This window comes from Natronoflexus pectinivorans (assembly GCF_004345615.1).
Lineage (GTDB): Bacteria > Bacteroidota > Bacteroidia > Bacteroidales > Marinilabiliaceae > Natronoflexus > Natronoflexus pectinivorans.
In genome coordinates this window covers 37,111-60,087 of the sequence record NZ_SLWK01000017.1, presented here as the reverse complement: position 1 = coordinate 60,087, position 22,977 = coordinate 37,111, and the positions used below count along the sequence as shown (strand labels likewise).

At 39.7% G+C, this 22,977-nt stretch carries 19 protein-coding genes and 1 tRNA gene; 12 read left to right on the top strand and 8 right to left on the bottom strand.

Annotation, left to right across the window (positions count from 1 at the left end; translation table 11 throughout):
- Positions 1-20 precede the first annotated feature (20 nt).
- The 3 genes from EV194_RS15505 to amrB form a co-directional block, all read right to left on the bottom strand.
- Positions 21-857 (bottom strand): hypothetical protein, encoded by an 837-nt coding sequence (locus tag EV194_RS15505; protein ID WP_132435225.1) that lies wholly within the window; start codon positions 855-857, stop codon positions 21-23.
- Positions 858-1,051: 194 nt separating this feature from the next.
- Positions 1,052-2,062 carry an AmmeMemoRadiSam system radical SAM enzyme gene (gene amrS, locus EV194_RS15500; RefSeq protein WP_165921912.1) on the bottom strand — a complete coding sequence of 337 codons (1,011 nt, stop codon included), beginning with the start codon at positions 2,060-2,062 and terminating at the stop codon, positions 1,052-1,054.
- A gap of 47 nt (positions 2,063-2,109) precedes the next feature.
- Complete coding sequence (gene amrB / locus EV194_RS15495; protein ID WP_132435221.1) at positions 2,110-3,522, bottom strand: AmmeMemoRadiSam system protein B; 1,413 nt, start codon at positions 3,520-3,522, stop codon at positions 2,110-2,112.
- A gap of 218 nt (positions 3,523-3,740) precedes the next feature.
- Between amrB and EV194_RS15490 the strand changes: the two genes are divergently transcribed.
- The 5 genes from EV194_RS15490 to EV194_RS15470 all read left to right on the top strand — a co-directional run bounded on the left by EV194_RS15490 (position 3,741) and on the right by EV194_RS15470 (position 8,963).
- Positions 3,741-3,816: transfer RNA gene (locus EV194_RS15490), tRNA-Lys, on the top strand.
- Positions 3,817-4,290: 474 nt separating this feature from the next.
- Positions 4,291-6,216 carry an AMP-dependent synthetase/ligase gene (locus EV194_RS15485; RefSeq protein WP_132435219.1) on the top strand — a complete coding sequence of 642 codons (1,926 nt, stop codon included), beginning with the start codon at positions 4,291-4,293 and terminating at the stop codon, positions 6,214-6,216.
- Between the two features lie 3 nt (positions 6,217-6,219).
- Positions 6,220-7,281: a bile acid:sodium symporter family protein gene (locus EV194_RS15480; protein WP_132435217.1), complete on the top strand. Its 1,062-nt coding sequence runs from the start codon at positions 6,220-6,222 to the stop codon at positions 7,279-7,281.
- Positions 7,282-7,462: 181 nt separating this feature from the next.
- On the top strand, positions 7,463-7,699 hold the full coding sequence (locus tag EV194_RS15475; RefSeq protein WP_132435215.1) for a putative signal transducing protein: 237 nt from the start codon (positions 7,463-7,465) through the stop codon (positions 7,697-7,699).
- Between the two features lie 19 nt (positions 7,700-7,718).
- Positions 7,719-8,963, top strand: coding sequence for an APC family permease (locus EV194_RS15470; RefSeq protein WP_132435213.1), 1,245 nt, complete (start codon positions 7,719-7,721; stop codon positions 8,961-8,963).
- 24 nt (positions 8,964-8,987) lie between these two features.
- Here EV194_RS15470 and EV194_RS15465 read toward each other — a convergent pair whose 3' ends face one another.
- Both EV194_RS15465 and EV194_RS15460 read right to left on the bottom strand, forming a co-directional pair.
- Positions 8,988-11,453, bottom strand: a complete 2,466-nt coding sequence (locus tag EV194_RS15465; RefSeq protein WP_132435211.1) for an HRDC domain-containing protein — start codon at positions 11,451-11,453, stop codon at positions 8,988-8,990.
- A 61-nt stretch (positions 11,454-11,514) separates the two neighbouring features.
- Positions 11,515-11,961 carry a nucleoside deaminase gene (locus EV194_RS15460; RefSeq protein WP_132435209.1) on the bottom strand — a complete coding sequence of 149 codons (447 nt, stop codon included), beginning with the start codon at positions 11,959-11,961 and terminating at the stop codon, positions 11,515-11,517.
- A 171-nt stretch (positions 11,962-12,132) separates the two neighbouring features.
- Here EV194_RS15460 and aspS point away from each other — a divergent pair, with 171 nt between their 5' ends.
- The 4 genes from aspS (at position 12,133) to EV194_RS15440 (ending at position 16,125) form a co-directional block, all read left to right on the top strand.
- The gene (gene aspS, locus EV194_RS15455; RefSeq protein WP_132435207.1) at positions 12,133-13,887 is read left to right on the top strand and encodes an aspartate--tRNA ligase; all 1,755 of its coding nucleotides are present in this window, start codon (positions 12,133-12,135) and stop codon (positions 13,885-13,887) included.
- A gap of 136 nt (positions 13,888-14,023) precedes the next feature.
- Positions 14,024-14,332, top strand: coding sequence for a nucleotidyltransferase family protein (locus EV194_RS15450; protein ID WP_132435205.1), 309 nt, complete (start codon positions 14,024-14,026; stop codon positions 14,330-14,332).
- Positions 14,322-14,648, top strand: a complete 327-nt coding sequence (locus EV194_RS15445; RefSeq protein WP_132435203.1) for a HepT-like ribonuclease domain-containing protein — start codon at positions 14,322-14,324, stop codon at positions 14,646-14,648. The genes EV194_RS15450 and EV194_RS15445 overlap by 11 nt, the downstream gene beginning before the upstream one ends.
- 217 nt (positions 14,649-14,865) lie before the next feature.
- Positions 14,866-16,125 (top strand): BaiN/RdsA family NAD(P)/FAD-dependent oxidoreductase, encoded by a 1,260-nt coding sequence (locus EV194_RS15440; protein ID WP_132435201.1) that lies wholly within the window; start codon positions 14,866-14,868, stop codon positions 16,123-16,125.
- A gap of 20 nt (positions 16,126-16,145) precedes the next feature.
- On the opposite strand, the gene EV194_RS15435 is transcribed toward EV194_RS15440, so the two are convergent.
- The gene (locus EV194_RS15435; RefSeq protein WP_132435199.1) at positions 16,146-17,309 is read right to left on the bottom strand and encodes a 1-acyl-sn-glycerol-3-phosphate acyltransferase; all 1,164 of its coding nucleotides are present in this window, start codon (positions 17,307-17,309) and stop codon (positions 16,146-16,148) included.
- Positions 17,310-17,411: 102 nt separating this feature from the next.
- Complete coding sequence (locus EV194_RS15430) at positions 17,412-17,771, bottom strand: carboxymuconolactone decarboxylase family protein (RefSeq protein WP_132435197.1); 360 nt, start codon at positions 17,769-17,771, stop codon at positions 17,412-17,414.
- 393 nt (positions 17,772-18,164) lie between these two features.
- Here EV194_RS15430 and EV194_RS15425 point away from each other — a divergent pair, with 393 nt between their 5' ends.
- From EV194_RS15425 to EV194_RS15415, 3 genes are all read left to right on the top strand, one after another.
- Positions 18,165-19,004, top strand: a complete 840-nt coding sequence (locus EV194_RS15425; protein WP_132435195.1) for a universal stress protein — start codon at positions 18,165-18,167, stop codon at positions 19,002-19,004.
- Positions 19,005-19,093: 89 nt separating this feature from the next.
- On the top strand, positions 19,094-19,564 hold the full coding sequence (locus EV194_RS15420) for an SPOR domain-containing protein (protein ID WP_132435193.1): 471 nt from the start codon (positions 19,094-19,096) through the stop codon (positions 19,562-19,564).
- A gap of 136 nt (positions 19,565-19,700) precedes the next feature.
- Positions 19,701-21,614, top strand: a complete 1,914-nt coding sequence (locus EV194_RS15415) for an amidophosphoribosyltransferase (protein ID WP_132435191.1) — start codon at positions 19,701-19,703, stop codon at positions 21,612-21,614.
- Between the two features lie 20 nt (positions 21,615-21,634).
- Here EV194_RS15415 and EV194_RS15410 read toward each other — a convergent pair whose 3' ends face one another.
- Positions 21,635-22,768: a serine hydrolase domain-containing protein gene (locus tag EV194_RS15410; protein ID WP_243699432.1), complete on the bottom strand. Its 1,134-nt coding sequence runs from the start codon at positions 22,766-22,768 to the stop codon at positions 21,635-21,637.
- Positions 22,769-22,977: the final 209 nt, after the last annotated feature.

The following is a 22,977-nucleotide window of genomic DNA, read 5'->3' as shown; positions in this document are numbered from 1 at the left end:
TACTTTAACATTGAAACTACTTACTCCCAAAGCTGAGAACTAAAAGTAACAGGTGCCGCAACAGGGTTAAAAGAGTTGAATGTTCTTGAAGCAGAAAATTTGTACCTCTTTGTGCTGTAACCGGTAGTGCTTTCCGCATCTGTAACTCGTTTATCTGCGATGAACTCAAAACTTACCTGCTCTCCTTTGGGAACAGTAATTTCCAGCACGCCCTGACTTCCAACCGTGGCAGTCGCAGCCCATCCTTTTCCATCAGCACCAGTAGTGAATGCAGTAACTGAGGTTGTGTTTGGAGCATCTACAAGTTCAGAGGTTTCCTCATTAAAAATTGCCTGAACTCTGATTCTGGCAACTACGGTTTCGCTGAAATTTCTAAAAGTCTCCTGAGTATTATATATTACCTGATGGTATCTGTTTTGACCAGAACGCACATTGCTAATGGTGTTTCCTGAAGTCACTTTGAAAATCTTTGGGATCCTGTCATTGGCAGCACCCTGCTCCTGAGCCTGCTCATACTCAAATTCGGCTGGAAGCAAAGTCACAGTTACACCTGAGGTGGTTGCGGGGACAGTTACTTCAATTTTCCCATTCTGAATGGCTGTTGTCTTTGTCCAGTTACCTGAACCTGCACCTGGGTTTAAATCACCGTAGCTTATTGAAACAAGCACCTCAGTGCCATCAGGGGCAAACTCAAGACCTAATTGCTTCTTGTTTAATTCTGCATAGAAATAAGCGGTTATGGTAGCTTCTTCGTGCATATCAATGGTTAGAGCAGAGGTTCTGATATCATCATCGCAACTGCTAAATACAAAACTAAGTGCCAACATCAGCACGAAAAGGAATCTGGTGTTTTTCATCTTTTTAATTGATTAAGATTAATAAGTTATGTAAAATATTAACTCGACAAAAGTAAAATTTGAAATCGAACATCTTAAAAAGAATAGATGAAAAGCAGCATTCTTTTGATCAATGATGAAAAAGTTAGGACAAACATCAGTAATCATTGATTTTTCTGAAGAATGATCAGTAAGAAGAATAGTATTGTTTTATATTATTGAAGTACTGGTATATAGTAGTTGCAGTTTTGGCATAAGCCTGAAGACAAGGAATTGCTTAATATAGTATTCCCACTTCTCTCCATAACCATATTGCCGCAATTGTGGCAATATGTGTTTTCGAATTTATTACCTGGCAGGTTTCCTATATAATTATATTTTAATCCACAAGTGCTTGAAATATTCAATATATTAAACATAGATTGGTTGGAAGTGGGCGGAAGATGACTTAGTTCATGAGCAGGAAAAAACTTCGAGAAATGAATGGGCGTTTTGTCAAATCCATTTTCATTTAGCCATCTGCACATTTTTTCAATATGCTCTAAATTGTCTGAAAAACCCGGAATAACCAGATAGGTTATTTCAAGCCATGTATTGGATTTCAGAATGGTCTCTAGGCTTTTTAATACGGATTTAAGGGACACCCCTGATAATTTTTGATAAACATCTTCATCAAATGCTTTCAAGTCAATATTAATGGCATCAATAAGAGGTAGAAGATTCTTAAGTGGTTTTGGATTGATATATCCTGAAGATACCATCACATTTCTCAGGCCATTCTCCGCTGCTTTTTCGGCCACATCCTGCATATATTCATAATATACCACGGGCTCTGTGTAGGTGTATGAAATTGATTTCAATGAATGCCTTAGAGCGATATTCACAAGATCTGAAGATGGAACAGTTTTGCCTGTATTTGTATCGGGTGCGCATTGACTGATGTGATGATTCTGGCAATTAAGACACCGCAAATTGCAACCATTGGTTGCTATGGACAGAGTTCGATGTCCCGGAAGGAAATGAAACAACGGTTTTTTCTCAATGGGGTCAATATTTATCGCAGAAGGATTATTCCATGCTAAAGTTACCAGTCTGTTTTTGTAATTTAAGCGGGTGCGACACAAACCGGTTTCACCCTCTTTTAATTGACAATGATGAGGGCATAAGTAACAATTAACGCCATCTGCACCCGGCTTCCAATATAACGCCGTATGAAATTGAGTCATTAGACCAATGTATTTGTCATTCATTCTATAGTTCAGAATGATTTACTTCATGCTTGATTGCTTTTAAAAACAATCGCTTCGTAAATATAGATTTCAGATTTTTTCCATCCGTCTTTCCCGATTTTCGCCTTATCGCGAGAACAATGCTCAAGCATCTCCAATGTGTTCCAATTCATTTTTTTTGCCACGTGTGGCAAAAAAGTTCCCTGCTGTGAGCCTTTCTTGATCAGAATCCCATGTTTGCCGGGAATTATCAAATCAATGTTATCAATCATCTTGGGTGGCGTTAACACTGAAATTTCCACTGAGATTTTGTTGAAATCTTCTGGCACAATCGCTGAGAATCGATTGTCCTCTGTTGCTGCAGCCCTTGCGCATCTTAAAACATTCTTCCAAAGTAGTTCATCGCTACCTATATGACCTATGCAACCATTGAGTTCGTTATTTAAATATACCGACACAAAAGCACCTGCATATATTTTCACCCCATCGGGTATTTCATTTTCAGGTAAGTTAGTTGATCGTGAATTAATGGCATCTTCAATGCCATTAAGAGCACACCGAATCAACCACTCCTGCTCGCTCTTCAATAATGCGAACTCATTTTGGCTTTCGGTTATAACAATGGAATGATAACCAACTACCCCAGCCTTGTCCCCGATTGGTGAATCCCCGGAGTTTTTGTATTGAACATGGGCATACTTAAGGTTGGTGTTGTGTTCTGTCATATTCATTAAAGTCAAAACAGAAGACCAACCACATAGAGATGTTGATAAACCAGGTGTATTCTCTTTATCATGTTTTTCCAAAGTTTTTAAAAGCAGTTCAGGATTGTTTTTTATGATGGCATTAGCTGTTTCTGTATCTAATTCAACGGCGTCATTATAATTGGGGTAATGGGAGAAATCAGTACTAATAATGAATAGATTATTTTGATTAAAATAGGGCTCTAAAACCGCAGCAATTTCTCCGCAAATCTCGAGGCTCCTTGTCCCAATCAGGATTGGGACAATATTAAAATTATATTGAAGATGGTATTGAAGCAAAGGCAACTGAACTTCAAGCGAGTGTTCTTTTATATGGGCATCAGAATTAAAGTTAAAACAGGGTGATTCTGAGGAAATAGTTTGAACCAGTTCATGATTCACAGGAATTGCTCCAAGTGGGGTGATAAAATAATCTCCTTGATATAAAGAGGCTCCATTAAAACTCATTCTGTGACTGGTTCCAATCAGGAAAATATTATCATATCTCGAATCGGGGTTTATTCGATTAATTCCGGTTGCAGCCACTTCTCCTGAGAATATGTAACCTGCATGAGGTAAAATCAGTGCTTTGACATGGTCTTTTCCAACTGGCACTTCTGTACCTGCAAATAAAGATTTGATCTGCTCAAGCAATAGAGCAGGGTTATCTTCATAGAACAACCCCGCAACAGCAGGTACTCGTTTAACTTCCATTGTTCTTATTTAGGTGCACAATATTTCTAAATTTAAGAAATATTGAATTGAAAGCAAAGTTTTTTTGAACTACAAAGGCTTATATTTATGAGTTTTATGATTGCGTTGAGGTTTTAGTAACGAAAAATAGCATTTTTTTTAGGTGGTTTTGTTGCGAGATTAAAATTAACACCCTATTTTTGCAACGCGTTTGAGAAAAATACACAGCGCACAAGGATGACTCAGTAGCTCAGTTGGTAGAGCACATCCCTTTTAAGGATGGGGTCCTGAGTTCGAGCCTCAGCTGAGTCACCAAATAGAAAAGAGAGATTATCGTTAAGATATTCTCTCTTTTTTTTTGTTCCAATTTTGGATTGATCCCTTATTACTACCATCTGGCATGATGGAATATTTTGAGGTTAATAGAGCTGAAAAAGAACCTGACTCATATAATATTCATTTATCAGACCTCACCCCACAAAAGACCAATACCATCAAAATTTTCGAGAGAGAAAATTGTCGCCAAAGGGCTTGATTATGCATTCAAGTAAAATATTGTTTTGTTCACCACATTTTCCTTTGTGATGAAAGGTTTTGATTTTCAGAGTAAGACAACGTTTTGATGCTTATCATACACCTGTTTTTGAACTTTTTTACAACGTTAAATGTTGTTTTTGAATGTAAATGATTATTTTTGTTGCTCGGTTCGAGTAAACAACTGGTGATCAGTGCTGTGCAAAGGGTGGTTGTGTAGAACAAATTGTTCGAAAAGGAAAATTAATCTCGTTTATGAGTAAAAGAATTATAGCAGAGAATCTTGCATTGTTTTATCGGGAAGCCGCCAGATTTTATGGTGATTTACCTGCTTTTGCAACCCGAAAAAGGGCTCTGGAGTGGCAACCTGTTTCATACAGCGAATTGTATGAGCAAGGAATGGATCTGGCAACAGGTTTGATTGAACTGGGTGTAAATGCAAGAGAACATATCGGATTATTTGGAGATAATCGATATGAATGGATGTTGGCCGACTACGCCGTTCAATTTTGCGGAGCTGCTGACGTTCCAAGGGGTACCGATGTTACAGATTCAGAACTAGTATACATCATCAATCACGCTGGTATCCGTTTTGCTTTTGTTGAAACTGTTGACCTTCAGAGGAGAGTATTGGAGTTACGTGATCAATTGCCATCGCTAAAAGAGATCATTCTTCTGGATCCCAATGGACATGCAGAAAGTGGCGTTAGGAAATTAATTGATGTGCTTAATCTGGGATCAAGGTTGAGAATCGATGGAGACAGACAGGCGGAAATTCGAATGGCGGACATCAAACCTGAAGATCTTTTTACATTGATTTATACTTCAGGAACAACAGGTACGCCTAAAGGCGTGATGTTGACGCATTCGAATATAATATCCCAGATTAAAACTTTACCTGGTATTCATAACTGTAACGATCGTGTTCTTTCTATCTTACCAATTTGGCATGTTTTTGAACGGGTAATTGAAATGTACACCATTAGTTTTGGCGGTTGCACTTACTACTCAAGTGTCAAGACCCTTGGAGAGGACTTGCGAAATGTGGAACCTACATTTATGGCATCAGCACCACGGGTTTGGGAAAAGCTGCATGAACGGATAATAAAAGGAGTAAAATCCTCCCATCCTGTCCGGCAAATTCTATTTCATATTGCATACTATTTATCAAAGCAGTTTAAGGCTTCTGAATATTTTATTACCAACAGATATTTAAAGTTGCAGCATCAACCTAGTTGGAAACATTGGTTTTTGCTGCCACTACACCTTTTGCGTTGGGTAATGGTATTACCTTGGTACGGATTTTTTAATGTGGCAGTTCTGGAAAGAATCAGACTTGGAGCGGGAGGAGCACTAAAAACGACGATTTCAGGTGGAGGTGCTTTGCCAGCTGAGATAGATCAATTCTTTAATAATGTGGGGATTCCGGTTCTCGAAGGATATGGAATGACAGAGACTTCTCCTGTAATTTCCGTAAGACCTTCAAATAATTTAGTTGTAGGAACTGTTGGTCCTCCTTTGCCAGAAACGAAGATCAAAATTGTTGATCCTATTTCTGGAGATACCTTATATCCAAATGAAGGTCTTCCATATACCGGACGAGGAATAAAAGGTGAAATTTGGATAAAAGGGCCTCAGGTTATGAAAGGATATTATAAAGAGCCTGAGTTGTCTGCTCAGACCATTAAAGATGGATGGCTGAAAACTGGTGATTTGGGCATGATAACCCATAACAATTGTCTGAAAATTTTGGGACGATGCAAGGCCACCATAGTTCTTTCAAATGGTGAAAATGTGGAGCCGGAACCAATTGAGATGAGGTTGCAACAAAGCCAATACATTGATCATTGTATGCTGGTTGGTCAGGATAAGAAATTCATTAGTGCTCTAATTGTGCCGGTTTTATCAGAGTTTCACCAAATTGGTATTCCTGTGAACTCAGGGAAAGAGCTTATAGTTAATCCTGAGGTTCAGAAAATTATCAGGGAGGAAATTAGGCGTATGACGTCGAATGGATCTGTAAGATATCAGCAAATTAAAGATTTCCGATTGTTACCGGACGGGTTTCAGGTTGGAGAGGAATTAACCAATCTGCACAAGCTTAAACGCCATGTTATACAAGAGAAGTATAACCATGTTATTGAGGAATTATTCGCATCGGACACAATAAAAGGATTTTAAAAAATGGAGTTCAATACACAGTTACTATACGCTCACGATCAGATTTTACTGGCATTAATGATTTTTGTTATAATGCTGGGGATGGGAGCCAGTCTTACCATCGATGATTTTAAAGCAGTAGCGAGAAGTCCGAGAGGCGTTTTTATCGGGTTCTTATCTCAATTTGGGTTAATGCCTTTAATAGCCTTTTCAATTGCTACAATTTTTAATTTCCATCCTGCATTTGCCATATCATTAATTTTAATTGGATGTTTACCTGGTGGAACAACCTCAAATATGTTCACTTATTTTGCCAGGGGCTCAGTAGCTCTGAGCATTTCCATGACCATTGCCTCTACGCTGTTGGCATTAATCATGATGCCAATTCTTCTTGGCTTCTATACTTCAGGATTTACTGCTCAAATCAATGCAGAGATGCAGGCCAGTGGAACCGGCACGTTTGTTATCCCTACCGGAAACATCGTCAGTTCTCTGGTTTTGGTTCTCATTCCGGTTCTTTTAGGAATGATCATTCGACGAAAATGGCCGGATTGGGCCAAAACGGCTGAAGATACTGCCGGTTTTGTTGGTATTATTGTCATCCTTTACCTGGTTTTTACCGCATTTACCCGGCATGGAAGTCTGTTTATGAAAACGCCTGTGGAAGTTTATATCGGCGCATTAGGCCTGGGTTTAATTGGCTTTTTCTTTGGCTATTGGTTTTCACGTGCTGTTGGCATGTACCCCTTATTTCAAAGAGCCATCTCTTTGGAAACAGGAATCCAGAACGGGCCTGTGGCATTTGCAGTGATTCTATTGAGTTTCCATGAGCCTGTTCAGAGTCAGATGCTCTGGCTTGCCATTCTCTATTCAACTTTTATTGTAATCACTTCTTCGGTCATTACGTTAGTATTCAGATCGAGAGGACAATTCGATTGGGATGTTTATAAAAACGTAACCATACACAACCGATTGTTTGGAAAAGACTATGTTACTTCATATCCTCAGGGTTTTCTAACCAAACGACTAATTAATGATCCAAGTCAGGGCACTTCACCGGCACAAAAAAGAGATGTAAAAGAATAGTCCTTTTTGTTTTGATATGGGGTGAATGATTTAAAAGAAAGCTACGTAAAGTGTACACTTTACGTAGCTTTTAAATATTTAACCATTTGTTAAAAAGAATCGTTGTCGCAATAACAGAGATTTTGTATCTTACCTTCACAATCAAAGAATCGTTTTACTTATCTCAAAAAACATTAAGCTTATGTCTGACGATAACATCGTAAAAATATTCACCGCAAGCGAGGTCACAGTCCTCCTTCTGAAAGGTCGTCTTGAGGAATTAGGTATTACTTCCATGATAAAGGATAATTTCAAATCCGGAGTAGCCGCAGGTTTCTATGGAGGACCACCTGAAACGGTTGATTTATTCATTCAGGAGAAAGATATGGATGCTGCAACTCCTGTAATAAATGAGTTTAAGGATAACCAGGTTAAGTAATCGAATTGGCTAGGTGCAAATGACAAAACATGAATTGGTTCGTGCACTTACGTTGAAAGATGCCGTGGGTGTAGGGTTAGGTGCAATTATTGGAGCAGGGATTTTTGTTGTAACAGGCGTGGCTGCCGGAGTTTCAGGAGCTGCATTTCTTGTAGGGTTGGTTGTAGCCGGGATTATTGCCACATTTAATGGTTTAAGTTCGGCTCAATTGGCAGCTGTCTATCCTCAATCGGGGGGAACTTATGAATATGGCTATCGTTTACTTTCACCAGCCATGGGGTTTTCAGCCGGATGGATGTTCCTGTTGAGTAAACTATCGGCTGCCGGAGTTGTTGCCATTGGCTTTGGGAGCTATTTTTACCAATTGGTGCCGGTGTTGTCACCAATGTTTTATTCTGTCTCAGCTGTTGTTCTTCTCACTCTTGCCAACTATTTTGGAATTCAGAAGGCCGGTAAATTAAATCTGATTATTGTGTCAGTAACGCTCCTGTCGTTAATATACCTTTTTGCGGGAGGTATTACATTTGTGCAAAAAGACAATTTTGTTCCTTTTGCGCCTTTTGGCTTGCCGGGAGTGGCCGAATCTGCTGCTTTGCTGTTTTTTGCATTTACCGGGTATGCACGCATCGCCACTTTGGCTGAGGAGGTTAAAGAGCCTGAAAAAACAATTCCACGTGCTGTTATCATCACCATTATCTCCGCCATCATTTTATACGCCGGCATTTCAGTTGTCGCAGTGGGTGTTATAGGTTATGAAAACATGGCCGGGAGTTCTTCTCCATTACAGGTTGTAGCTTCAAACTTATCGGCTCCGGGCATAAACATGGTGGTTACCATTGGAGCATCTACCGCCATGTTGGGAGTTTTGTTGAGTCAGATTTTGGGCATCAGCCGGATGTTATTAGCCATGGGGCGGAGGAATGATCTTCCTACCTTTTTTGAACAGATTCACAGCCGATACAAAGTACCCCATATTGGAATCATCTTTACCGGTTTTGTTATTTTGTTGTTAACATGGTTTGGCACTTTTGAATTCATTGTTCGTTCTGCTACTTTTACCATATTGCTTTACTACAGTATAGCAAATTTATCTGCCATTAAACAACCCAAACATGAACAACTATACGGAAAAGCAATTCCGATTCTAGGTCTCATTGGATGCCTGGCCATGTCGGTAGCTTTGCCATTGCAAGTAATCATTTCGGGAATAGCTTTGCTATTGGTCGGGTTTGGTGTCAGGTGGATAATAAGAAGAAGTTTATGATAATGGCCTGGAGGTGGTTTTAATTTAATAGCCGGACCTGACTGCTGCCATGCCTATTTTTATTTCCTCCATGGTGTATTTTCTGTTGAGGCCTTTAAATACACTGGTAACAGAATAAGTTTGATGTTTTTCAACCCATTGAGAGATGATGTCAATTTTATCTTTACTCAATACTGATTCGGCATCTATCTCTTTCATTCCTACGGCTTTTGCCAGATGGCCGTAAATGGTTGAAACAGCAAGGCCTTGTTTTTGTGCTATTTTAGCAGGCTGTACTCCTGTTTTAAACATTTCCAGAGTGGTTTCCCATGTGGGTTTTTTCTTCGTTTTTCCCGGAAGAGGAGTGAAATCCAATTCTGCCTCTCCGATGTTATGGTCTTTACGATATGTTTGAATCAGTTCCAGTATTTGCTTCCCAAATTGCTCGGTTTTTCGTTTCCCAAATCCTTTTATCTGATGTAGTTCTTTAATTGAAGAAGGCAACCTGTTGGCCAAATCTACCATGGTTTTAGTTTGTAAAATCATGTAATGGGGCAGGTTTAATTCTTCGGCCTGCTGGTTCCTCCAATCACGAAGCTGGTTGTATAAATCAGGCCGTTCAGATACCGACGAAGCTTGCGTCTGTTTAGAAGTCTGCTTCGCTTTTTTCAACTTCTTCTCAATGTTGCTAACGGACTTAGCTGCAAGGTAGGATGCAATGGAAAATCCCTCCCGGCATGCGTCCAGGCAGTGATGATGGGTGGTATAACTTTTCAGGATGTTCTCTATCTGGTCGTTTATGATCTTTCGAATCTCTTTATTGTCTGTTTCAAAATCGGGCTCATTCAAAATCGGACTAAACAGTACTTCCAATTGAGGCAGAAAATACTCTGCTGCTTTTTTAATGCGCTCCTGCAATTGTTGGTTTTCGTTTGCCGGAAGTTGAAGAGACAGCAGGTAATTGAGTTGTTGATTGAATTTCTCTGATATGGATTGAATTTTCTCTCTGAATTGCAGCAAAAGTTCATTCATTGCATCGGGAAAGTTCCCAAAAATCACCTTGTGATTTTGGGAAATCTCTTTATGAAGGCGGCTTAACCGACGGTTAAGCTGTGAAAAATCAAATAGTTCAAATATCAGCTCTCGTTCATATTCCAGCTGAAAACTTTTTATTGTTTCAGATGTGGGCGGATTGGAGGTGGATTTATGAATAAAATGGTTCACTGAACTACTGGAGATGATGCTCTTCTGGTCGATGGGGGAAGTAAGAACCATTCCTTCCAGTGTGCGGCAGCGACTCAGTGCCACGTAGGTTTGCCCATGCGCAAATGCCGCATTGGCATCAATAATGGCATGGTCGAAAGTAAGCCCTTGACTTTTATGAATGGTGATGGCCCATGCCAGACGCAAAGGATATTGAATGAATTTTCCAACCACTTCTTCTTCAATTTCATTGGTGGACTGGTTCAGCGTGTATTTGTAGTTTTGCCACTCCACGGGCTCAACCTCAAGAAGCATGTCAGGGTCAGAACATCTTACGTAAACTGTTTCCTCAACTATTCGTTCTATGGTTCCGATTTTCCCGTTAAAATAGAGTTTTTCGAAAGATGTGTCGTTTTTTGTAAACATTACTTGTGCCCCTGGTTTCAACTTCAGTTCATAGTCGTTGGGATAGCTGGTTTCCGGGAATTCGCCCTCTAACCGGGCTTTAAAAACCAATGGCGACCCTTTTATGGCATCAAGATTCTTTCGATTAATTTCATCGGCTTGCCTGTTGTGGGAGGTGAGCGTAATATATCCTTTTGGAGCTTTAAATTCGGGAATGTATCTTTTTTGAAGAATCTGCAGTCCTTTGGTAGATAGTTTATTTTCTCGAATTTCATTGAGTAAATCAATAAAGACTTCATCGTTTTGTCGGAAAATATGTGTCAGCTCGATGGTTTCAACAGGGTGGTGCTGCAAAACTTTGCTTTGGAAAAAGAATGGCCCGGGGTAATACTGTTCCAGCATGGCCCAATCTTCACGTTTTACAACGGGTGCCAGCTGTTGTAAATCACCTATCATTAAAAGTTGAACTCCGCCAAAGGGTTTGTTTCTATATCTGTATCGACGCAAAACGCCATCTATGGCATCCAGTAAATCGGCACGAACCATACTAATTTCATCAATTACCAATAGGTCAATGCTTCTTAAAATGTTGAGTTTTTCCCTGCTAAAACGAAATTTCGATTCAGGAGTTGGTTGCGTTTGCGGGAGGTAATGGTAGGGAATTTGTGGGCCAAACGGAAGTTGAAAAAGGGAATGGATGGTAACCCCTCCGGCATTAATGGCTGCTACTCCTGTGGGAGCTACAATGGCCATCCTTTTCGGGGAGTTTGCTTTTATTTGTCGTAGAAAGGTTGTTTTTCCCGTGCCGGCTTTGCCTGTTAAAAAGAGGTTTTTTCCTGTATTTTCTATGAATTGACGAGCCAGTTCAATATTGGGCGATGAGGTTATGGTGGTTGCTGTCATTTCTGGATTTTTTCTACATAAAGATAGATAATTTGTCTAAGTTTTCAAAAATGGTTGCAAACTACCTCTTTTTACCAAAAAACTCTTTTACCAACAAGCTACACTCTTCTGCCATTATTCCTGATACAACTTCCGTTTTTGGATGCAAAGGAGATGGCGTTAATCTGGAGAAGCCTCTTTTCTCATCCGGAGCTGCAAATACAATTCGGCCTATTTGTGACCAGCTTAAAGCTCCGGCACACATGGCACATGGCTCAAGGGTTACATAAAGCGTACAGTTATTTAGATATTTTCCGCCTAATGTTTCTGCAGCTGATGTAATGGCCAGCATTTCGGCGTGGGCTGTCACATCGTTTAGCGTTTCGGTGAGATTATGTGCACGGGCAATGATTTGTCCCTTGCTCACGATTACTGCTCCAACAGGGACTTCATCTTTACTAAAAGCTTCACGAGCTTCTTTGTATGCCTGTTGCATAAAATATCTGTCGGTAAAATCAATCTTATCCATAATCAATCTCTTTAATGTCGGGAATATTCGTTTATGAGATAAATCTCATAAACGATTGTGTGCGTTTCTTTTTTTTTCTTTCTATTTTCGCAAAGATATTTGAAAATGTAAAAAACGAAAGAAGTCGGAAGGGTTTTTCTCTTTCAACAGAATTATAAAATAACAGAAATCATGTATAGAACTCATACTTGCGGTGAACTCAGAATTGCAGATGTAAACAAAAACGTAACCCTGAGCGGATGGGTGCAGCGTGTTCGTAATCTTGGAGGCATGACCTTTATCGATTTGCGCGACCGTTATGGCATCACCCAGTTGGTTATTAATTCTGAATCAAAAAGCGGACTCTCTGCAAAAGCTGATGAGTTGGGTCGCGAGTTTGTGATTCAGATTACCGGGACAGTTGCCGAGCGAAGCAGCAAAAACAACAAAATACCTACCGGAGAAATCGAAATTATTCTTGATGAAATTGAGATTCTGAACCCATCGGAGTTGCCTCCTTTTACCATTGAAGATGATTCCGATGGCGGCGACGAACTCAGAATGAAATATCGTTATCTTGATTTGCGTCGCACTCCCGTGCGCCGCAACCTGGAGCTGCGCCATCAAATGGGCATTGAAATCCGAAATTACCTCAGCGAAAAAGGTTTTTTGGATGTTGAAACACCATTTCTAATCAAGTCCACTCCCGAAGGCGCACGCGATTTTGTTGTGCCATCCAGGGTTCATCCCGGACAGTTCTACGCGCTTCCGCAATCGCCACAGGTATTTAAGCAGTTATTGATGGTGGCCGGTTACGACCGCTATTTTCAAATTGTAAAGTGTTTCAGGGACGAGGATTTACGTGCCGACCGACAGCCTGAGTTTACACAGATTGACTGTGAAATGGCTTTTGTTGGCCGCGAGGAAGTCTTGTCCGCTTTCGAAGGACTTACGAAACATTTGTTTCGTAAAGTAAAAAACATTGATATTGAAGACGATTTTCCAAGAATGAGTTATGCCGACGCCATAGAGTTCTATGGTTCGGATAAACCTGATATTCGTTTCGGGATGACTTTCAAAAATCTGACAACTCAGGTTCAGGGCAAAGGGTTTAAGGTGTTTGACGATGCAGAATACATTGGTGGTATTTGCGCCGGTGGATGCGGCGATTACAGCAGAAAGGATCTGGATAAACTGACCGATTTTGTGAGAAAACCGCAAATAGGAGCGCAGGGATTGGTTTATGTGAAATATAATGAAGATGGTTCTTTGAAGTCTTCTGTCGATAAGTTTTTTGATGCTGAGCAGCTAAAGTCATGGGCTGATATCTTTGAGGCCAAACCCGGAGATTTGCTTTTGATTTTGGCTGGGCCAAAATCAAAAACACTCAATGCATTGAGTGAACTGCGTCTTGAAATGGGTAACAGGTTAGGCTTGCGCGACAAAAACGTTTTTGCCCCACTTTGGGTAGTCGATTTCCCATTGCTTGAATGGGATGAAGACTCCCAGCGTTTTTATGCCATGCATCACCCCTTCACATCGCCGGTTAAGACCGATTTGGAATTGCTCAACAGTGACCCCGGGAAGGTTCGTGCGGATGCTTATGACCTTGTTATCAACGGCGTGGAATTAGGCGGAGGTTCCATCCGGATTCACAATAGCGAATTGCAAAAGAGAATGTTCGAAGTTCTTGGATTCACCGATGAGGAAGCACGAAACCAGTTCGGATTCTTAATGAACGCATTTAAATATGGTGCACCACCTCACGGAGGAATTGCATTTGGTTTCGACCGCTGGGTTTCGCTTTTTGCAGGGCTGGATTCCATTCGCGATGTCATTGCATTCCCCAAAAACAACGCTGCCAGGGACGTAATGATCGACTCGCCTTCACCTATTCACCAAAATCAACTAGAGGAGCTATATATTCAATTAAAGTCTACAGAGTAGCATGGGATAATTATTTCAAATTTGTTTAAATTTGAAATATTCATGAGAAAGAAAACCACGTTTTTTTTGTGTGAAACTCATGGAGCTTACATAACAAAATAAGTTAAACAAAATCTGATTGATTTAAAAATGAGTTATGAACGCAATCCTGGACAATAAAAAATCTGACATAATTCGTTTATGTCAGCAGCTTAAAATCAAACGACTTTATGCGTTTGGGTCAGTCGTATCAGGTGATTCCCGAGAAGATAGTGACATCGACTTCCTTATCTCTTTTTTGGATAATATTTCTCATGAAGAATATGCCGATAATTATTTTACCCTTCATTATAAGCTTCGAGAGATTTTTAACCGGGAAATAGACATTGTTACAGAACGCTCACTTTCAAATCCATATTTTATTGAGAGTGTAAATGAAACAAAATCCCTGATTTATGAAGCGTGAAGTTAGAAAATACTTATACGATATAAAAACCTCAATTGATGAATACTTAGGCGGGCGAAGGGACTTCTTCGAGTACCAGAATAACAAACTGCTGCGCAGGGGGATTGAAAGAGAATTAGAGATTATTGGTGAGGCAATGAACCGTGCATTGAATTTATGTCCCGATTTGAACATAACAAATGCCAGGCAGATTGTAGATACCCGAAACTGGGTAATTCATGCTTACGACAAAGTAGATGATGTTGTTATCTGGGCAATTATTTCAAAACATCTACCTATTTTGAAAAAGGAAATTGGTAATTGTCTTGATTTATAATTGGTTAGTGTTTGGGTTAAAAAGTTTGTTATCAACGCTTGCAACTCTAAAATTAGACCACTCTAATAAAGCTTTTTTAGCAGTTCTCCAAAAAAAATCAAAAATGGAGTTTCGTTGAAGCAAATTGAATCTTCTGATAACTTTGACTTTTTATGATTGCTCCCAATTAAAATTGAACGAATTCTCTTATTGCATAATGCAAATAATCCCTTAGTTCATGACTGAAAAACAGTACGATGTCATAATAATTGGTGCCGGGGCTGCCGGGCTTATAGCAGCCGGACGTGCTGCGCATTTGGGTGCACGGGTACTGCTGGTTGAAAAAATGCGTCAGGCTGGGCGTAAACTTCTTATTACCGGTAAGGGGCGATGCAATATTACTCACGATGGAACAGAAGTGGAATATTTCAAAAATATATTTCCCAATGGCCGTTTTTTGAAGCATGCATTCAAGACTTTTTTTAAAGATGACATTCTGAAAATCCTGCACGATTTTGGTGTAGAAACTACCACCGAACGGGGTAATAGAGTGTTTCCGGTCAGCAACAAAGCCATAGATGTTCTAAAAGCCATTAAAGCATGGATGGGAGAGGAGAATATTGACATCGTTTATCGCACCCGTGTTGAATCCCTGATAATTGTTGATGGCCAATTAAAGGGAATCCGAACTGTTTCAGAAAGTGGGAATATGGATTATTTCGGGAGAAATGTCATCATTTGTACCGGTGGGAAATCTTATCCGGCCACAGGTTCTACCGGCGATGGCTATGAATTAGCCCGTCAGGCAGGACACTCCATAACCAATGTGAGACCGGCCTTGGTGCCACTGGTTACAGAGGGCGACGTGGCAGCGAAACTTCAAGGTCTTGGGCTTAAAAACGTGAAAGCCGTGGTATGGGTTAACGGGAAAAAAAGTACCGAGGAGTTTGGTGAGTTAATGTTTGCCCACTATGGATTAACAGGTCCCATCATTCTTACTTTGAGCCGGCATGTGGTGGATTCAATTACCGACGGTGGCAACGTTGAAATAGGAATTGATCTGAAGCCTGCATTGGATGATAAAAAGCTGGATGCACGTTTGTTACGTGATTTGAACGAACATGGCAAAAAACAGTTGGAAAACATCTTCAAACTTTGGTTACCCTCCAAGTTGATCCCTGTATTTTTGAGTTTATTGAAAATGGATGGTGAGAAACTCTGCAACCAGGTAAATGCAAAAGAGCGAAAGCGCATATTGATATTGATGAAGGATTTCAGGTTTACGGTAACAGGTCATCCCGGTTATAAAGAAGCCATTATTACTGCCGGCGGAGTGCCTGTTTTGGAGATAAACTCCAAAACCATGGAATCTAAACTTTTGAAAAATCTTTGGTTTGCCGGCGAAGTAATCGATCTTGACGCCAATACAGGGGGATTCAATCTCCAAATTGCATTCTCTACCGGCTATTTGGCAGGTGAAATGGCTGTCTCAAACTAAAATGTGTGAAATTCTGTTTGTTATAAGTTGGCTTCGACGTTGTATGAGCGCTGGTTAACTACAGGGTTGGCATACATTTCCAATAAGGAGTTGTATATGAAACCACGATCGGCACCTTTAGTTCTGCTGATATGATCTTCCAGATATTCTAAGAATTCCAGTTTTTCCTTGCCAGTATAGTTCTTGGCGTTTTCGTCACTTTTGTTTAGAATGTCAAGAGCAACATAATTTCCCGGCCATAATTTGTAATTCAAATGAACATGGCGATCAATCAAATCAGCAAGAGCAGAAAACTGGTCGTTTTTAACAGTCAATGTGTCAATCGAGTCCAACTCTTTGGTCAAAGGCTGACCAAAAGCAAAATGGACTCTTCCTTTCCTGCCTCGCAGCCCTGTTGCCATATGCATTAAATCATCTTCCTTTGTTTTCTGATAATCGGCATTGTCTCTTTTATTCAGAAACTCCATGGCCTTAAGATAGTCACATGGGTCAAATTCATAGGAGATGGAAACAGGGACAATCTTTAGTTCCTTGAAATTCTCTACCAAAGAGTTTTTGCCTGCTATATTAAGCATCTTTAAAAGGCTTATTTGTGTTCTGTCGTTGCCGTCTTTAGAGCGGCCTTCTCTTTGAGCAATCCAGATGCTGTGTTTTTTTTCTGAGAGGGTATAACGAATGTAGGATGATAAAACCCTTGAGCTTTCCATCATTTGCTTGATGGGCAGGTTTCTTTTAACTATAAAAGTACGGTTGAGTTTTACCAGGTCAGTAATCCAGGGATAGATCAATAAATTATCGCCTATGGCAATTTCAGTTGTATTGAATCCGTGTTCAAAAAGCAGTACATTTAAAATGGCGGGATCAAGAACTATATCCCTGTGATTTGATATGAACAGATAAGAATCTTTTTTATTGAGTTTCTTCAAACCGTCAACAGTAACACCTTTGGTGGTTTTTTTTATAACGTCCTTTACATAAGCTGAAATCACCTGCTCCTGAAATTGCCGAATGGATTTCAGATGCATCAGTTTATCCATAAATTGCTCCGGGGGCAATTGCGGATAAAGAAAACCCAGCAACCTGAGAAATGATTTTTCACTTTTTAGACGATTGAAAACTGATTGAATCTCCTGATCCTCGTATGGTCTTATCGATTCAAAGTCCAACAGATGTTCGTGCACCATTATTCTTTTTAGATGGTTTTGTGCAAAATTACACTAAACATTCAATATATGAAATTTATTGCAATAATAAAAGCCGGTATAAGGATGTTCCCGGGTAGATGCCTAAATCTCCTGATTTTCTGAGTTGTTGAGAAGATCCCAGTACTCCAAGGCTCTTCTGGTGTGTGGAATAACAATGGTTCCACCCACAATATTGGCTACAGAAAATATCTCCATAATCTCTTCTGTTGTCACTTTTTGTTCATAGCATTTTTCCAAATGGTACTTAATGCAGTCGTCGCATCTGAGAACCATTGAACTAACCAATCCAAGCATTTCCTTAATTCCGGTGCTTAATGCTCCCTCTGCGTAGGTGTTGGTGTCAAGGTTAAACAATCTTTTTAATACCAGATTATCGGAGGTTAATATGCGTTCATTCATCTTTGAACGGTATTCTCTGAATTCTTTTATCTGCTTATTCATAAGTCTATAATTTGTTTTTAAGTAACTACAATTTGTCTCGAGGCCTCGGGACAAGTTCCATGATCCCTTTTTGTAGAAAATAAAAATATAAAAAAGGTTTGCAAAAAAATATACTATTTGTCAGTGTTCGGATATATTTTCCGCATTGCGGAAAATATGATTGTTGAATAATTTTCAATATTAGATATAACCTTTCATTCTGAGTGTCGTAAAAATGAAAAATGCTTAGAAATTGTTAAATTGGGTTTTCGTTTATATATTCGTTTTTAAGTATTCTATGAAATACATCTTAGCCAATAATTTTTTAACCATAATTCGAGATTAAGTCAGTTAAATACCGATTGATTATTCGGTTTTGGCAGCTGTTATCCTTGAATTACTAATTTTTTATCCATGAAGCGCATTTTAGTTCCGGTTGATTTCTCTGAAGACTCCATTTTTGCTGTGGATATGGGTTTGGATATTGCAAACCTGATAAAGGCAAAACTACGAATGATGCACGTTAGAACCGGTTTGAAGTATCATCCGCAATTTGCCAAAAACAATCCGGATCTAGCTTTAAAAGATATGGATGTGGATTTTATGAGTTATTTGATGAAACGTGTGCGTGACAATTATGTGGTAGAGAATGGACAAATAGACTTTAAAATTCGCGAGGGAAATGTAGTTCGTGAAATTACCAATCAGGCTCATTATGATGATTCTGACCTTATCGTAATTGGTACCCACGGTGTTTCAGGTTTCGAAGATCGTTGGCTTGGTAGCAATGCATACAGGTTGGTAGCTAATGCTCCGTGTCCGGTTTTGGCAGTTCGAAAAGAGATGGTTTTTAAAGAGAACCAGAAGATTCTACTTCCAATTGATACAGAGAAAGTGAGCCGTAGAATAGTTCCTCAGGTTGCCCAGTTTGCAAGACTTTCCAATGCTTCTGTATTGGTCGCAGGAATCAATAAAAAATCCAGGTGGTTTATGTCCGGTAGGGTTAACACTTACATGCACCAGGTTGAAAAATATCTCAAAAAAGATCCTTTCCTGAATGTGGAAGCCATTCAGGTAGATGGTTCCGAAGGGCCAAAGGAAATGTTGAAATATGCACATGAGAAGGATGTAACCATTATAGCTCTTCCAGTTAGAAAAACAATGAATCCTTTTGATAGTATTTTTCACCCTTTTGCCAACGAGTTACTCAATCTTTCAGATTTGCCCCTTTTGGTCGTTCCCGAAAGAGAATAAATCAGTATCTTTGTCATGAAAAAAGTGGGATGGTACAATTCTTGATTAGGAGCTTTAGTTTTTAATCACCACTGTTGAATTATAACGTAATGATGAAGGTACTTCTTATCGCAATATTTAGTTTGTTGTGTCAAGTGGCATTTGGTCAGGAAGGGAGGTGGACAGCCGGAGATTCTCCTTTTGCACGAGTTGAAAGTCGGAGAATGGGCGAGGGGCGTATTGTTATCCGCCAGTCACCAGCGGTTGAGCAGATGATGGGACACTATGTTCGGAATAACCGAAACATGCCCGGTGTTGAAGGGTATCGTATTCAATTATATTCAGGTACTGGTGCGCAAGCCAGACAGGAGGCGCAGGAAGTCAGGACGAAACTGTTAAGTCAGTTTCCCGATGAGCGTGTATTAGTTGAGTACAACGCTCCATTTTGGAGAGTCAGGGTCGGCAGTTTCAGACACAAACATGAAGCATTACCTCTGTTGAAGAATGTCAGGGGTATTTTTCCAAACAGCTATGTGGTCAGAGAACCGGCCATCAGATTGGACGATTTTAACAGGAATTAATATAAGAAAAACCGCCGTATTACGGCGGTTTTTTGTTTAAAGGTATTTGGTTGGTGATTAAGTTTCCTGGTTTTAATAATGGAATTATAATTAAAAACAGAATAAATTTGCATTAATATTTTTGTGATAATTCAACATGAGCGATCAAGTTAAACATGAGTGTGGGGTGGTTCTAATCAGGTTGCTAAAACCTTTGGATTACTACCGGGAAAAGTATGGAACATGGCGTTACGGGCTGAATAAACTCTACCTGTTAATGCAGAAGCAGCACAACAGGGGACAGGACGGAGCCGGAGTTGTAAACCTGAAAATTGATCAGCCTGCAGGTAAAAAATATCTCTTTAGGGAGCGGTCTAATCTAAGTAATCCTATTCAGGATGTGTTCTCAAGAATATTTAAACATTTTCAATACGATGATGATCATAACCATGAGCAGTTTTGTGATTCCATTTGGGCAAAGGAGAACCTCCCATTTGCCGGTGAACTTTATCTGGGGCATTTAAGATATGGCACTTTTGGAAATGACTCGCTGGATTATGTTCACCCTGTTATGCGTGAGAACAACTGGAGATCGCGAAACCTTGTTTTGGCGGGTAATTTTAACCTCACCAATGTGGATGAAATCTACAATGCTTTGGTGGAATTAGGCCAACACCCAAAGGACTACACCGATACCGTTTCTATTCTCGAAAATGTAGGCCATTTTCTGGACGAGGAGAATCAGTTACTTTTCCGACAGTTTAAGAATGAAGGTTACAGCAATCGTGAAATATCCAGCTTCATTGAAAGGGATCTCGATGTACGTAAAATTCTCGAACGATCAAGTAAAAAGTGGGATGGAGGATATGTGCTTGCAGGTTTGCTGGGACATGGAGATGCTTTTGTAGCACGCGATCCATGGGGAATACGTCCTGCATCTTACTATTACAACGACGAAATTGTGGTAGTTGCTTCTGAGCGTCCGGTGATTCAGACTGCTTTAGACGTTAGAGCCAATGAAGTGCAGGAATTAAAACCCGGATATGCTCTAATTATTAAAAAGGATGGACAAATTAAAGAAGAGATGGTCAGTGTACCTCAAACTCGAAAATCATGTTCATTCGAAAGAATCTATTTCTCCCGGGGTAGTGATAAATCAATATATCTTGAGCGCAAAGAACTAGGAAGATTACTTGCTCCGCTTATACTGAAAAAGATTAACCATAACCTTGAAGATACTGTTTTCTCATACATTCCAAATACGGCTGAAACCGCATTTTATGGGATGATGGAAGGGGTGAGAGAATATCTGGTGAAATGGAGACTTGATGAGGTTCGTAAATTAGGCGTCAATCCTGATACAACCAAGATGGAAGAGATTCTTTCCCGTGAACCAAGAGTTGAGAAAATAGCCGTGAAAGACGTTAAGCTCCGCACATTTATTACAGCTGACTCTTCGAGAGACGACATGGTGGCTCACGTTTATGACGTGACCTATGGAATTGTTCGGAATAAAGTTGATACATTAGTGGTTATCGACGACTCTATAGTAAGAGGAACCACTCTCAAACAGAGTATCCTGAAAATTCTAGATCGTCTCCATCCCAAGAAAATAATCATTGTCTCGTCGGCTCCACAAATCAGATATCCGGATTGTTATGGTATTGATATGGCTCGTTTGGGTGACTTTTGTGCTTTTAGAGCAGCCATTGAGTTGTTAAAAGAAAACGGCTTAGAGAGTACCATAACAGAAGTTTATGAGAAGTGTAAATCACAGATGAACCTTCCCAAAGAGGAGATGATGAACTATGTAAAGGATATTTACAGACCCTTTACCGATGAACAAATTTCAGCCAAAGTGGCCGAAATGCTTCGTCCTGTTGATATAGATGCCGATGTTGAAGTGCTGTTTCAATCAGTTGTGAATTTAAATAAGGCTTGTCCCAATGACTTGGGCGACTGGTATTTTACGGGAAATTATCCAACTCCGGGTGGAAATAAAGTGGTGAATTCGGCTTTCATAAATTACGTTGAAGGAAATAATGCAAGGGCTTATCAGTCTTGTTGTTAAAACGAAGTTTTTTATTGGAACTATTGTGAATAGATTTGCTTATGCAAATCTATTCCTGTTTTCAACCAGATATATGCATCAATTGGGTGCTCTTCTATTCTTATTTCACTTCTTTCATGTCCCAACCGAACAATGATGGTGTTGATAGACGGTACAATGAAAATATACTGGCCTAAAATCCCTCTTGCATATGGAATTTTCTCTCCATTGTATTGCATAATCCACCATTGGTAGCCATAAAAATCCACGAGATTTCCATCCCGGTCTTTTAGGTGAGAGGCAGGAGTTATAGATTTCTGAATGTATTTTTCGGGAATGATTTGGTTGCCCTTCCAGTTTCCGTTATTCAAAATTAGTTGCCCGATTCTTGCAAAATCTCTGGCATTGCTGTTAAAACAGCAATATGCCTTTTCCATTCCGTGCTCTCTGTCAATAGACCATAGTGCAGGAGTCTCAGCTCCCATGGGTTGCCAAAGCTTTTGCGAAGCATATTGCGAAACAGTCATTCCGGTTACTCGCGTCAGAATAGTTGCAAGAAGCTGGGTGTCGCCACTCCTGTAATTGAAGGTGCTTCCCGGCGAATCAGTTACCGTTATTCTGTGCATGAGAGCGTTCAAATCATTACCATAATAGGCTTTTGTTGTAATGGAGAAAGCTGAGCTATATGCTTCATCCCAATCTGTTCCCGAACTCATGGTCAGTAAATGCTCCAGGGTTAGCCCTTGTCCGTGCAAATTGGTGTAATCAGGTAAAAGCTCTTCTATGGGTAGATGAAGATTTTTTATGTAACCATCGTCTATGGCTGCACCGATTAACAGGCCTATAATGCTTTTGGCGACAGAGAACGAGTTGGATATGCTGGTTTTGTCATCATCATCTGCATAATATTCAAATATTAGCGAGTCGTTACTTATCACTAAAAACGCGGTGGTTTTCATCAGTTCTACTGAATCTTTTTGTTCATCTGAAAAGATCGGTATGCCATATAATGATGATGCTGGCCATGGTTGGGGGGCGTTTGTTTCAATTGTTCTGTTTGGAAAAATTTCGTAATCGTATATTCCCGGGTGTTGATGGATAATAGCTCTTTTTAAATAATATGGCAGAATGAACCATGTTGAAAGTATCAACATGGTTGTAAAAACAATGAACATTGTTTTTTTTGCATTTCTGTTAAAGAAATTAATCATCACACTTTGTGTTTTCAACCGAAGTATAAACTTAATAGTTCGTTAATGTTTTTTATTTACCTGATCTTAAATATATACATGCTAGCAGGCATGATGTTCAATTAGTTGATAATAAGAAATATGCCTGGATCTAATAATATAATCTCGAATATCTCGGGACTAACGATCTATTG

Bases quoted from the DNA above. Each gene is read 5' to 3' on its own strand.
- EV194_RS15485 (WP_132435219.1), top strand. From the start codon at position 4,291: ATGAGTAAAAGAATTATAGCAGAGAATCTTGCATTGTTTTATCGGGAA.
- EV194_RS15450 (WP_132435205.1), top strand. From the start codon at position 14,024: ATGAACGCAATCCTGGACAATAAAAAATCTGACATAATTCGTTTATGT.
- EV194_RS15415 (WP_132435191.1), top strand. From the start codon at position 19,701: ATGAGCGATCAAGTTAAACATGAGTGTGGGGTGGTTCTAATCAGGTTG.
- EV194_RS15470 (WP_132435213.1), top strand. From the start codon at position 7,719: ATGACAAAACATGAATTGGTTCGTGCACTTACGTTGAAAGATGCCGTG.
- EV194_RS15505 (WP_132435225.1), bottom strand. From the start codon at position 857: ATGAAAAACACCAGATTCCTTTTCGTGCTGATGTTGGCACTTAGTTTT.
- EV194_RS15465 (WP_132435211.1), bottom strand. From the start codon at position 11,453: ATGACAGCAACCACCATAACCTCATCGCCCAATATTGAACTGGCTCGT.
- aspS (WP_132435207.1), top strand. From the start codon at position 12,133: ATGTATAGAACTCATACTTGCGGTGAACTCAGAATTGCAGATGTAAAC.
- EV194_RS15430 (WP_132435197.1), bottom strand. From the start codon at position 17,771: ATGAATAAGCAGATAAAAGAATTCAGAGAATACCGTTCAAAGATGAAT.
- EV194_RS15420 (WP_132435193.1), top strand. From the start codon at position 19,094: ATGATGAAGGTACTTCTTATCGCAATATTTAGTTTGTTGTGTCAAGTG.
- EV194_RS15475 (WP_132435215.1), top strand. From the start codon at position 7,463: ATGTCTGACGATAACATCGTAAAAATATTCACCGCAAGCGAGGTCACA.
- amrS (WP_165921912.1), bottom strand. From the start codon at position 2,062: ATGACTCAATTTCATACGGCGTTATATTGGAAGCCGGGTGCAGATGGC.
- EV194_RS15425 (WP_132435195.1), top strand. From the start codon at position 18,165: ATGAAGCGCATTTTAGTTCCGGTTGATTTCTCTGAAGACTCCATTTTT.
- EV194_RS15440 (WP_132435201.1), top strand. From the start codon at position 14,866: ATGACTGAAAAACAGTACGATGTCATAATAATTGGTGCCGGGGCTGCC.
- amrB (WP_132435221.1), bottom strand. From the start codon at position 3,522: ATGGAAGTTAAACGAGTACCTGCTGTTGCGGGGTTGTTCTATGAAGAT.
- EV194_RS15460 (WP_132435209.1), bottom strand. From the start codon at position 11,961: ATGGATAAGATTGATTTTACCGACAGATATTTTATGCAACAGGCATAC.
- EV194_RS15480 (WP_132435217.1), top strand. From the start codon at position 6,220: ATGGAGTTCAATACACAGTTACTATACGCTCACGATCAGATTTTACTG.
- EV194_RS15435 (WP_132435199.1), bottom strand. From the start codon at position 17,309: ATGGTGCACGAACATCTGTTGGACTTTGAATCGATAAGACCATACGAG.
- EV194_RS15445 (WP_132435203.1), top strand. From the start codon at position 14,322: ATGAAGCGTGAAGTTAGAAAATACTTATACGATATAAAAACCTCAATT.
- EV194_RS15410 (WP_243699432.1), bottom strand. From the start codon at position 22,768: ATGTTCATTGTTTTTACAACCATGTTGATACTTTCAACATGGTTCATT.